This window comes from Chamaesiphon sp. VAR_48_metabat_403 (assembly GCF_031422475.1).
GTDB lineage: Bacteria > Cyanobacteriota > Cyanobacteriia > Cyanobacteriales > Chamaesiphonaceae > Chamaesiphon.
In genome coordinates, this window is sequence record NZ_JANPLS010000068.1 from 1 (window position 1) to 10,829 (window position 10,829).

Annotated in this window: 10 protein-coding genes and 1 tRNA gene; 4 read left to right on the plus strand and 7 right to left on the minus strand. The window is 47.0% G+C overall.

What is annotated here, in order from left to right:
* Window positions 1-5: 5 nt before the first annotated feature.
* Window positions 6-242 carry a hypothetical protein gene (locus tag RMO79_RS03335; protein ID WP_310481640.1) on the minus strand — a complete coding sequence of 79 codons (237 nt, stop codon included), beginning with the start codon at window positions 240-242 and terminating at the stop codon, window positions 6-8.
* Between the two features lie 103 nt (window positions 243-345).
* Between RMO79_RS03335 and tig the strand changes: the two genes are divergently transcribed.
* The 3 genes from tig (at window position 346) to clpX (ending at window position 4,158) form a co-directional block, all read left to right on the plus strand.
* On the plus strand, window positions 346-1,728 hold the full coding sequence (gene tig, locus RMO79_RS03340) for a trigger factor (protein WP_310481641.1): 1,383 nt from the start codon (window positions 346-348) through the stop codon (window positions 1,726-1,728).
* A gap of 255 nt (window positions 1,729-1,983) precedes the next feature.
* Window positions 1,984-2,631, plus strand: a complete 648-nt coding sequence (clpP, locus tag RMO79_RS03345) for an ATP-dependent Clp endopeptidase proteolytic subunit ClpP (protein WP_310481642.1) — start codon at window positions 1,984-1,986, stop codon at window positions 2,629-2,631.
* A gap of 132 nt (window positions 2,632-2,763) precedes the next feature.
* Window positions 2,764-4,158 carry an ATP-dependent protease ATP-binding subunit ClpX gene (gene clpX / locus RMO79_RS03350; protein WP_310481643.1) on the plus strand — a complete coding sequence of 465 codons (1,395 nt, stop codon included), beginning with the start codon at window positions 2,764-2,766 and terminating at the stop codon, window positions 4,156-4,158.
* A 433-nt stretch (window positions 4,159-4,591) separates the two neighbouring features.
* Here the strand turns inward: clpX and rsmH are convergent, their stop codons facing one another.
* Together rsmH and RMO79_RS03360 are read right to left on the minus strand one after the other, a co-directional pair.
* The gene (rsmH, locus tag RMO79_RS03355) at window positions 4,592-5,485 is read right to left on the minus strand and encodes a 16S rRNA (cytosine(1402)-N(4))-methyltransferase RsmH (protein WP_310411282.1); all 894 of its coding nucleotides are present in this window, start codon (window positions 5,483-5,485) and stop codon (window positions 4,592-4,594) included.
* A gap of 170 nt (window positions 5,486-5,655) precedes the next feature.
* Window positions 5,656-5,728 (minus strand) — tRNA-Glu (locus tag RMO79_RS03360).
* A 180-nt stretch (window positions 5,729-5,908) separates the two neighbouring features.
* On the opposite strand from RMO79_RS03360, the gene RMO79_RS03365 reads away from it, so the two are divergent.
* On the plus strand, window positions 5,909-7,072 hold the full coding sequence (locus RMO79_RS03365; RefSeq protein ID WP_310481644.1) for a histidinol-phosphate transaminase: 1,164 nt from the start codon (window positions 5,909-5,911) through the stop codon (window positions 7,070-7,072).
* Between the two features lie 230 nt (window positions 7,073-7,302).
* Here RMO79_RS03365 and RMO79_RS03370 read toward each other — a convergent pair whose 3' ends face one another.
* From RMO79_RS03370 to RMO79_RS03385, 4 genes are all read right to left on the minus strand, one after another.
* Window positions 7,303-8,541 carry a VWA domain-containing protein gene (locus RMO79_RS03370; RefSeq protein ID WP_310481645.1) on the minus strand — a complete coding sequence of 413 codons (1,239 nt, stop codon included), beginning with the start codon at window positions 8,539-8,541 and terminating at the stop codon, window positions 7,303-7,305.
* A gap of 168 nt (window positions 8,542-8,709) precedes the next feature.
* On the minus strand, window positions 8,710-9,273 hold the full coding sequence (locus RMO79_RS03375) for a photosystem I assembly protein Ycf4 (protein WP_310481646.1): 564 nt from the start codon (window positions 9,271-9,273) through the stop codon (window positions 8,710-8,712).
* 164 nt (window positions 9,274-9,437) lie between these two features.
* Window positions 9,438-9,863: a nuclear transport factor 2 family protein gene (locus tag RMO79_RS03380; RefSeq protein ID WP_310481648.1), complete on the minus strand. Its 426-nt coding sequence runs from the start codon at window positions 9,861-9,863 to the stop codon at window positions 9,438-9,440.
* A gap of 20 nt (window positions 9,864-9,883) precedes the next feature.
* On the minus strand, window positions 9,884-10,829 hold a 946-nt coding region (locus tag RMO79_RS03385), incomplete at its 5' end, for a pyridoxamine 5'-phosphate oxidase family protein (protein ID WP_310481647.1).

Here is a 10,829-nt window from a genome sequence, read left to right on the forward strand (position 1 = left end):
TATTTTTAGCTGGGGGGATATTCGCAGTTCGCCTTTTCAGTCAGCCAGTGATAACTACCCAACAAAAATAGTCGATCGAGGCTATAAATACATAAAAATAACCCCAGAAATTTAACTTCTGGGTTGACCGATCGACAAGCTGACTTTGATGTACTATCATCGAATAGGTACACCTTAGCCGATCGATTGCGGATTTTATATCGATAAGATCCGGCGATAGCGATATGCCTACACGTAGGCATGGTAACCTTAATAATCTGACTGGCTATAGATTCAGCATATCATAACTACGCGATCGCCCAGCTTCCCATATATCATCATTGACTGTTGTTAGACATACTCATCATGAAAGTTACCCAGGAAAAACTCGAACACAGCCGGATTGGTTTGCAGATTGAAGTTACCGGAGACCAAACGACTAAATATTACGAACGGGCAATCAAAAACCTGACCACAAACGCCAACATTCCTGGGTTCCGCAAAGGAAAAATTCCTCGGCAAGTAGTCTTGCAACGGATGGGGCAAACTCAGGTTAAGGCAATGGCTCTGGAAGCTTTGCTCGAACCCTCGATTAATGAGGCAATTAAACAAGAAGCAGTTCCCGCTATCGGTAACTACCAAATTACCTCCAATTTTGACGAATTACTCCAAAACTATACCCCCGGACAAACTTTAACCTTTGGGGCGACAGTCGATGTACCGCCATCCGTCACCCTAGGCACATATACCGGATTAGTCGTCAAAGCTGAAGAAATCGTCTACGAACCAGCTCAAGTTGAAGATTTTATCGATCGCCAACGCCGCGAAAAAGCGACAATTATTCCAGTAGTTGGTCGAGCTGCGCGACTAGAGGATATTGCGGTAGTAGACTATAACGGCAAGCTTGCCGATGGTACCGAAATTAGCGGTGCCCAAGCCGATGACTTTGATATCGAACTCTCCGAAGGCAAATTTATCAGCGATCTCGTGCATGGCATCGTCGGCATGAGCGTCGGCGAAACTCGCAATGTCAACGTCGTCTTCCCCGCAGATTACGCCCGCGAAGATTTAGCCGCTCAACCTGCCATCTTTAAAGTTATCCTCAAAGATCTTAAAGAACAGGAATTACCCAGCTTAGACGACGATTTTGCCAAAGAAGCAAGCGATTTTGACACTCTCACCGAGTACCAAGAATCGATCGCCACGCGCTTCCAAGAGCAAGCCCAAAAATCTACCGACCAAAACATCATTACCGCGCTCGAAACAGCCCTAATTGATGTTGCCGAGGCAGATTTACCCGAAACCCTCATCGAACGGGAGACAATGAATATCCTCAACCAAATGGCGAATCAGTTCAGCCAATATGGAATGGATGTTAACAAACACTTCACCCGCGAAACAATTCCTAAAATGAAGGAGAATTGCCGCACCGACGCAGTTAATAACCTCAAACAGCAACTGGCGATCGCCGAAATTGCCAAAAAAGAGGGTATCGTAGTCAGTGATGAAGCGATTGTCGCTAAAATGTCGGAGGTACTACCACAATTAGCTGGCGAGAATATCGACGAAAATCGTCTGCGCGCATACATTACTGAAGATCTCCAAAAAGAGCAAACTCTCGCTTGGCTCAAAGACCATGCCAAGGTCGAATTAGTCCCCCAAGGTTCCTTGAAACCAGCAGAGGATGATGAGGAAACTAGTGCGGGTGAAGCAGAAGCAATTGATATCATGGCAGAAGCAGCGGATTAGGTGTTAGGTGTTAGGATTTAGCCTTTAGGTTTTAGGGCGTAAGGAGTAAGGAGGCTGTTATCGGCAAGCTGCACGTAAAGCAGAAGAAGAGATCCGGTGAAAGTTTTCGCACTAAAACTCAAAACCCAAAACCTAACACCCAAGACCTAACACCTAAAACCTAATCCCCTAACTCTCTAGAGATTGGTATAATTCAGTTAGAGAGGTAAAATTAAACCTCAAAAAAATATATTTCCCTTGTATATATCTTCCACCATGCTTATATCCAACTCTAAACACGGGTCGATTAGCAGTTATCACCAGAGCCAAATTTATGCAGGTGCCAACGTGGTACCAATGGTGGTAGAACAATCTGGCGTTGGCGAACGCGCCTTCGATATTTATTCCAGATTATTACGCGAACGGATAATTTTCTTAGGTACCGATGTCAACGATAATGTTGCCGATACATTAGTCGCGCAAATGCTCTTTTTAGAAGCTGAAGATCCTGAAAAAGATATTCAACTACATATTAATTCTCCTGGCGGATCGATTACGGCAGGGATGGCAATCTATGATACCATGCAGCAAATTCGTCCCGATGTCGTGACGATTTGTTATGGATTGGCGGCGAGTATGGGCGCATTTCTACTAGCGGCTGGAGCCAAAGGTAAACGGATGTCCTTACCAAACTCGCGGATTATGATCCATCAACCGCTCGGTGGCGCACAAGGGCAAGCAGTAGATATCGAAATTCAGGCACGCGAAATTCTTTATCTCAAAAATCATCTCAATGGCTTACTATCACACCATACCGGACAAACCTTACAAAAAATTGCTGAAGATACCGAGCGCGACTTTTGGATGTCACCAGCAGAAACGCTAGCATATGGAGCGATAGATCGCATCATCGAACGGAATTAACTGTAACGATCGATTGTCGATAGCTATCTTACCATCAGCAATCGATCGGCACTAATAGTCACCGCTAATCAATCGCTCCGATCGCCTAGTAGATCGTACCCTATAATTGCTTCACGAGGCACGCTCAACAATATGCCAGCTACCCCTAAAAACTATGACTCTCATCTCAAATGTTCTTTTTGTGGCAAATCACAAGAACAAGTCCGCAAGTTAATTGCGGGGCCGGGAGTCTATATCTGTGATGAATGCGTAGAGCTATGTAATGAGATCCTCGATGAAGAATTACTCGATCCTAATGGGCCAGTAACTCACCCACCCGCCAAATCCGAGCCACCGCGCAAACGTCGCGAATCTGTGCCGATGAACCTCAGCCAGATGCCCAAACCCCGCGAGTTAAAAAAATATCTAGACGAGCACGTCATCGGTCAAGACGAAGCTAAAAAAGTTCTCTCCGTATCGGTTTACAACCATTACAAACGCCTCAGTTACGCCCAAGCTAAAAGTAACGATGCGACTCCACCCCCAGCTCCTACGGGGGTCAATGGGGTTCATAAAGCTAACGGCACCGACGAAGGTGTCGAACTCCAAAAGTCGAATATCTTGCTCATCGGCCCAACTGGATGCGGCAAAACCATGCTTGCCCAAACCCTTGCCAAAGTATTAGATGTCCCCTTCGCCGTCGCCGACGCAACGACCCTCACCGAAGCCGGATACGTCGGTGAAGATGTCGAAAATATCTTACTGCGCCTGCTCCAAGTCGCCGATTTAGATGTCGAAGAAGCCCAGCGCGGCATCATCTACATCGATGAAATCGATAAAATTGCCCGCAAAAGTGAAAATCCCTCAATCACCCGCGATGTTTCTGGCGAAGGCGTTCAGCAAGCACTCCTCAAAATGCTCGAAGGGACGATTGCCAGCGTCCCACCTCAAGGCGGACGGAAGCATCCCTATCAAGACTGCATCCAAATCGACACCAGCAACATCATGTTTATCTGTGGTGGCGCGTTTGTCGGACTAGAAAAAGTTATCGAACAGCGACTGGGTAAAAAGTCGATGGGCTTTATTCAGCAGGGTGAAACTCTCAACCGCGAACAACGGGCTGCGGATATGATGAAGTACCTAGAGCCAGAAGACTTAGTTAAATACGGCCTAATCCCCGAATTTATCGGCCGGGTTCCCGTGATTGCCACCCTCAAACCCTTAGATGAAAATGCCCTAGTTTCGATTCTGACTGAGCCGCGTAGTGCCTTGGTCAAACAGTACGAGAAACTGCTCCACATGGACAATGTTGCCCTCGAATTCGACCCCGATGCCATTCGCGCAATTGCCAAAGAAGCCCACCGCCGTAAAACCGGAGCTAGAGCCTTGCGTGGCATTGTCGAGGAACTGATGCTCGATGTGATGTATGAGTTGCCCTCGCGCAAAGATCTCACCCGCTGTAAGATTACCCGCGAAATGGTGGAAAAACGCTCGACCGCCGAATTACTAATTCACCCCACATCGGTACCTAAGCCTGAATCAGCATAGCTATTATAAGATGTAAACCCGTTGGCGTAGCCTACTGGAGGTAATCGCGATCGACCGGATCTCTACGCCAAATATCCTAGGTAATTTACGCAGTAGAGTCCATCACCGATTGGTATAATTGGAGACAGAGCATCCGGAGTCCTATTCTTGAAATCGTCTGTAAATACCGTGCAAAGCTCAAACCCAGCGCACATTTCCGTTTTTATGTCAAGCCACAGACGCTCGAATCTGGTAATAAGTTCCATCAAATGGCTGATGTACAAAGCAGGCGAAGCAGGATATATTTGATATATAGATTCCAACCGCTAAACTAAAGTATTTTAAGTTTAGCAGCGTGAATTTTAATAATTCTTTTTTAGTAGTGCTGACCTAACTGTAAATTCACCATTACTAAGGGAAATCGGGGTTTAAGCTTTCAGGGCTGGTAACATTGTTACCAGCCGTTTTTGTTTGAGGATATATTAGCGATCGAATTTATCGCCCATCTCAATTTAGCCGATCGAGCGCGCGGATTGGCAGCCAATTCGACATCGGTGGCGATAATTGGCTTTTTGGTTAAAACTTTTAACCCCTCATTTTCGCGGAGAGTATGTTTGACAATCCGATCTTCGAGACTGTGAAAGCTAATCAGCCCAATTTTACCACCAGGCTCTAGCCAGGTTGGGGCAACTGCCAAAAATTTTTCGAGCGAACTTAACTCCTGATTGACAGCAATTCTTAGAGCCTGAAACGTGCGGGTAGCCGGATGAATTCGCCCATACCGATAAGACTTGGGAACGGCACCTCCGATCGTATAAGCTAACTGTGTTGTGGTCGTATACGGTCGTCCGGCGACGATATCGCGGGCAATTTGCCGAGATAGGCGTTCTTCCCCATAAGTAAAAATAATCCGCGCCAACTCAACTTCCGACGTATGATTGACCAAATCTGCTGCGGTACTACCTTGAGATCGATCCATCCGCATATCTAGCGGTGCTTCATTCCGAAAACTAAAGCCACGCTCGGCTAAGTCTAATTGCACCGAACTCACACCCAAATCGGCAATAATACCATCAAATTTTTGGTTTGCAGGTTGGTAGTCAGCATAATTGCCATGCCAAAATTGGACGCGTTCGCCATAGGGTGCGAGCCTCAACTTGGCTGCATCTAAAGCCTGCAAATCTCGATCTAGTGCGACTAGATTTACGTCTGGCGCAGCTTGTAAAATTAGTTCGCTATGCCCGCCACCGCCGACGGTAGCATCCAAATACCAACCACCTGCAACGACATCCAATCCCGCGATTATTTCTTGGCTTAAAACTGGAATGTGTACGAATTCGGGATCCATGTTTGGAGATGGGAAGTGGGATATGGGGGACGGGGAGACGGGGGGACGGGGAGACGGGGAGTTAAATTCAACCTTTACCCTTTACCCCTTCTTCCCTAAAGCCTAAAATCTTATACGCAAAAAGAGGTTAGGTAAATATTACCTAACCTCTTTTTGAATTGTTATCTAAGTAGCCCTAAGGGAAATCGAATCCCTGTCGCCTCCGTGAAAGGGAGGTGTCCTAGGCCTCTAGACGATAGGGCCTTGCCTCAGACATTTACCAATATAAGATATATTTCGATGAGTGTCAATACCCGATCGCAACTTTTTTTTGAGTGAATATTTTTAAGCGATATCAGAGATTGGCTTGCTTGTGGTGAAGATCGATCTATGATAAGAAATCCAACTCGATTCTCGTTTCCAGAGGCTTTGCCAACGTTTACTATGACTACCACCCCTCTACCGAACACTCCTAGCGTCGTCGCGCCATTTTCCTTCATTCGGAGTCAACTGACAAGTTTACAGGCGTATACGCCCCATCCTGGCGGGGCAGAGGGGCAATCTGTCGCGATCGAGACAGATCGAGTGGATACGAATGAAAGTCCTTACGATTTGCCCGCAGCACTCAAGCAAGAATTAGCGCGGCTGTGGGTAGATGCGATCGAGAGCAATCGTTATCCAGATGGGGGTCATAACAGCCTCAAAGCCGCGATCGCCAGTTATGCGACTGAATCAGCGTTAAGTCATACCCACATCGTTCCTGAGCAGATTTGCGTGGGGAATGGCTCGGATGAATTATTGCGATCGATTTTAATTGCGACTTGTGTGGGTGGCGAGGGAAGTATTCTGGTTGCTGCGCCGACTTTTAGCATGTATGGAATTTTGGCACAAACATTGGGCATCCCGGTGGTGAATGTCGATCGATCTGCGAGTAATTTTGAAGTCGATGTTATTGCGGCTCAAAATGCGATCGATAATCCTCAAGCTGCGCCGATTCGGGTTGTCTTTATGGTGCATCCCAATTCACCGACGGGTAATGCGCTTACCACCACAGAATTAGACTGGATGCGGAGCTTATCATCGGATATTTTGGTAGTTATCGATGAGGCTTATTTTGAATTCAGCCAGCAGACGGTAATTGCTGAATTAGCCGCCCGTCCGAATTGGATTGTTTTACGGACATTTTCTAAAGCCTTCCGCTTGGCGGCGCATCGGGTGGGTTATGCGGTGGCGCATCCGCAGGTAATTGCGACATTAGAGCAGGTAAGATTGCCTTACAATTTACCGAGTATTTCGCTGGCGGCGGCGCAGATGGTATTAGCGCATCGCCAGTTATTACTGGAGACAATTCCCGAAACAATCAGCGAACGCGATCGATTATTTGGCTTGCTGAGTCAGATTGACAAGCTTCAGGTATGGCGCAGCGACGCTAATTTCATCTACGCTCGGATTATCGGCGCAAATCCAGATCTGGCAATGACTGAGTTAGTCGCGCAACTAAAAGTTCAGGGCACCTTAATTCGGCATACTGGGGGAGGTTTGCGAATTTCGATCGGTTCTCCCGCCGAAAACGATCGCACTTATCAACGGATCGATCGACTGGTGTGATTTTTGGCGGCTGGTTACCCCCTATAAAGCTACCCTGTCTACACATCTCTGGTGAGAAGCGAAATTAGTGGGAATCCCCCAAACCCCCTTTCAAAAGGGGGCTAAGATCCGGATCCGGTTCCCCCCTTTCCAAGGGGGGTTAGGGGGGATTCAGATCTCGAAACGAAGCCCAAGACTTGTGCATAAACCCTAGACTCAAGGTTAGGGTAATAGCTCGATCGACAGCCCTACTATTGCAGAATAGTTTTAGATACCATCCTGGTTTTTTTCTTCTCGGCTTCTGAGAGATCTTCCCCACCTTGCAAGATAGTAGCGTTAGATTGCAGTACGGTAGCGGCGTTGGTGTCGCCCATTTGCAGCGCGGTTTTAGCAGCGGTTTGCAGTAAAGTAGCCGCACCAGCGCGATCTCCTTGTTGGAGTTTTTGCTCGGCGAGTTGGGTTTGGCGATATTTAGCGAGGGCGAGTGTTTGTTGTTGGACGTTATTATCGATCGCGGGTTGATGATTGCGGGTGACAGTAACATTCACATTCACAGGTGGAGTCAACAGATTTGTTGCACCTTTAGCAGGGTCATCATACCGGATCTGGAGGGTGGCGATCGATTGTTCGCCTTCTTCAAGTTGTCCGATATAAGTATTTACTAAAATTACCCGCGAGAGATCTTTCATTAAGTCTCCCAGGCGGACGATTTGAAGATTACCTTCATCTTCAACGGTTAATTCGATCGTATCGGGAGCTACTTGAGCTACGGGTTTGAGTTCGGCGAGTCGGACTTTGGGTTTTAATTCTAGTTGGAGATAAGCATTTGTCAAACCTACCGATTGCATCCGATTAAATAGTCGCCCGAATTCGCTGACAGCTTGAGCGGCTTCTTCAATGTAAGATAAAACCCCTGCGGCGGTATCGGCGATTTTTTCGAGCATGTTTTGGTTCCAATTCTCACCAAAACCCAATGCATTGAGCGTAATATTGCTCTCGGTAGCAAATTCAGCTAACTTAATACATCTGGCATCGTCGCCGTGTTCGTTTTCTCCATCAGTAAGCAAAAAGGCATGAGACACCCGATCTTGTTTGCCTTCAATTAGTTGGGTGATACCTAGTTTAATGCCAGCATCGATCGCAGTACCGCCAGCAGCTTTTAACTTATCGATCCGATCGAAAATACCGCTGGTATCTGTGACTTGCTGACAGGGAACGATGACTTCCGCCTCATGATCGAAGGCGATTACAGATAAGCGATCTTCTGGTTTTAAGCCCTTAATTAATTCCTTAGCAGCTTCTTTGACGGTACTCAAAGGCGTGCCTTTCATCGAGCCGCTGTGGTCTAAAATCAGACATAAATTCAATGGTAATTTACGATCTTCAGGTTCGGCGAGAGCGGATACCTCGATCGATAGCTGACGTTGATTGCTACCTTGACTGATATCTACCTGCGGATCGCTGACTACTGTTTCGAGCGCAACTTGCATCGGGCTTAACTCCACATCTGTCTTAGTTATTATCCTATCTTACTGCGATCGGGGATAGTGAATAGTCAATAGATAACTTGTTGTGGTAGCGTTGAGAAAATTGGTCATTTGGATGAGCTTATTTTCTGAGAACCACTATTCCCTATCCCCTATTCCCTATTCCCCAAATTACAATCCTTCTAACGGTACTCCTAAAAACCGAGCTAAATTCGCACCTTGGGTTTCTAATTCAGTTAGAGAAATCGGTTCGCCAACGCGAGTGAGAGGAATCTCCCGACGACCTGCAATTCGCACGTAGAGGGTACGACGGGGGCTGAGTCCATCTTTAATATCGACTCTGACTGCTTGCGCGTCAGCCAGCTTACTTTTGAGTTCGATCCGGCGATTTTTACCAGGAAAACCATTCCGAAAAATTGTAATTTCGCCAGCATCGCGATCGAACTTATTATAGCCGCCACCGATATCGAGCAGAATTGCCACCCATAAATAAGTAGCTAAAAGAGTTCCGGCGACACCGTAGAAAGTTAGTGCTATGCCCTGAGGAATGAATGCCAATGAGATCGGATTACTGACAGGTAATAAGTTGACTTTGAAATAACTAGAGAGTCCAGCCAGTAAAAACCCAATTCCGCCGATGGAAACGACAATCGCCCAAAAGAAGTTACTAAAACGGCGCGAACCTAAGACAGGTTGAGATAAAACTGTCTCATTTACGGTAATGGAATTAGACATTTTGAATAAGGTCGCTTTGATATATATTAGCCAAATCGCACAGCAGGCAGTAAGCACGAGTGCGACTATCTCTACCTACTATCACCGATTTACTCAACAGTCGATCGAATTCGACCGCAATTTTTACGCTTCTTCACTTTAGATCGATCGATTACCCTACAATCCTAAACTCTTTCCCACCGAAACTGGCGATCGGATTCTAAAATCGGCAGATCGTTAATACTCGCAAATCGTCGCATCATTAGCCCGTTTTCGGCAAATTCCCAGTTCTCATTGCCATAAGCACGGTACCAGTTGCCAGCCTCGTCGTGACACTCATATTCAAACCGGACGGCAATTCGGTTATCCATAAAGCACCATAATTGTTTTTTAAGGCGGTAGTCTAATTCTTTAGCCCACTTGCGCTGGAGAAATTCCCGAATCTTTGCTCTACCGCTCAAGAATTCCGAGCGATTCCGCCATTCGGAATCTTCGGTATAGGCTAACGCCACCCGCTCCGGATCGCGAGTATTCCAGGCATCTTCAGCCGCTTGGACTTTGGCGGTAGCAGTTTCGAGGGTAAAAGGTGGTAGTGGTGGTTTGGTTTCCATCATGTTGGGGGTTGGGAGTGTCAATTGGGTCGATCGTGCCAAGTGCCAGTACGATCGAGGAAGGGTGAAAATTCTGGACTCGACCAGTGGAAAGGTAAACTACCTTCGACTCGATATCCGCGATCGATCTGGAATCTAAATAATCGTTCTGCCCCCTCATAAAGCGCGATTTCAGACCCTTCCCAAATGACCTGGGCGGTGCCTGTGAGGTAAATTAAGTCTCCGCGATCGAAATCCACAAACAGCAGCCCTGCACGAGGATTTAAAGCCAGATTGCCGAAGGTATTAAAGTGAAGATTGCCAGAAAAGTCGGGGACTGTTAACGTGAGATCGTCATCGATGCGGACGAAACCAGACTTACCGCCGCGATGGGAGACATCTACACCGCTTGCCGCCCCTGCCGATGCGTCTTGATATGCCGTGGCAATAAAAAACGTATCAGCCGCTGCGATCGTCGATTTTTCTTCCGCTCCTAATATTGCCAGTTCGCGAATAGAATTGGTGGCAACTAAATTACCATAACCTAGCTCGATCGTGCGTGATTGAATATACTGCGGACAGTTCCCAAAGCATTGTCTTACCTTTATCTCAAAGCCATCTGCATGGCAAGCAGTGACGATCCCATTTAGGCGATTGCGACGACGAGTGTGTAGCTCGATCCCTAATACGCCAATATCGATACCTGCTGCCAGGTTATTTGCCAGCGGATCGCCAGCTAGCGGAGTGGCGGTAATCTGTAATGTGCGATCGTCGGGAGATGAGAGAAAGCCTGGATTTCCGACCAAAATAGAAGCCCACGGGCTACCCGATTCGTCTACAGTACCAACAATTATATAAGGCAATCGATCGAAAAATTGCCGATGTTGTTCGGGTAGATAATCCCGAATCATTTGCCGTCCCTGCTTATCTATTCGATCCTGTACGCCCAATCTGGCTTGGATTGCCAATTCGCCTGCATGAAATGGC

Coding starts and splice junctions, on each gene's coding strand:
- RMO79_RS03335 (WP_310481640.1), bottom strand. CDS start 242: ATGCCTACGTGTAGGCATATCGCTATCGCCGGATCTTATCGATATAAA.
- tig (WP_310481641.1), top strand. CDS start 346: ATGAAAGTTACCCAGGAAAAACTCGAACACAGCCGGATTGGTTTGCAG.
- clpP (WP_310481642.1), top strand. CDS start 1,984: ATGCTTATATCCAACTCTAAACACGGGTCGATTAGCAGTTATCACCAG.
- clpX (WP_310481643.1), top strand. CDS start 2,764: ATGCCAGCTACCCCTAAAAACTATGACTCTCATCTCAAATGTTCTTTT.
- rsmH (WP_310411282.1), bottom strand. CDS start 5,485: ATGGATCCCGAATTCGTACACATTCCAGTTTTAAGCCAAGAAATAATC.
- RMO79_RS03365 (WP_310481644.1), top strand. CDS start 5,909: ATGACTACCACCCCTCTACCGAACACTCCTAGCGTCGTCGCGCCATTT.
- RMO79_RS03370 (WP_310481645.1), bottom strand. CDS start 8,541: ATGCAAGTTGCGCTCGAAACAGTAGTCAGCGATCCGCAGGTAGATATC.
- RMO79_RS03375 (WP_310481646.1), bottom strand. CDS start 9,273: ATGTCTAATTCCATTACCGTAAATGAGACAGTTTTATCTCAACCTGTC.
- RMO79_RS03380 (WP_310481648.1), bottom strand. CDS start 9,863: ATGGAAACCAAACCACCACTACCACCTTTTACCCTCGAAACTGCTACC.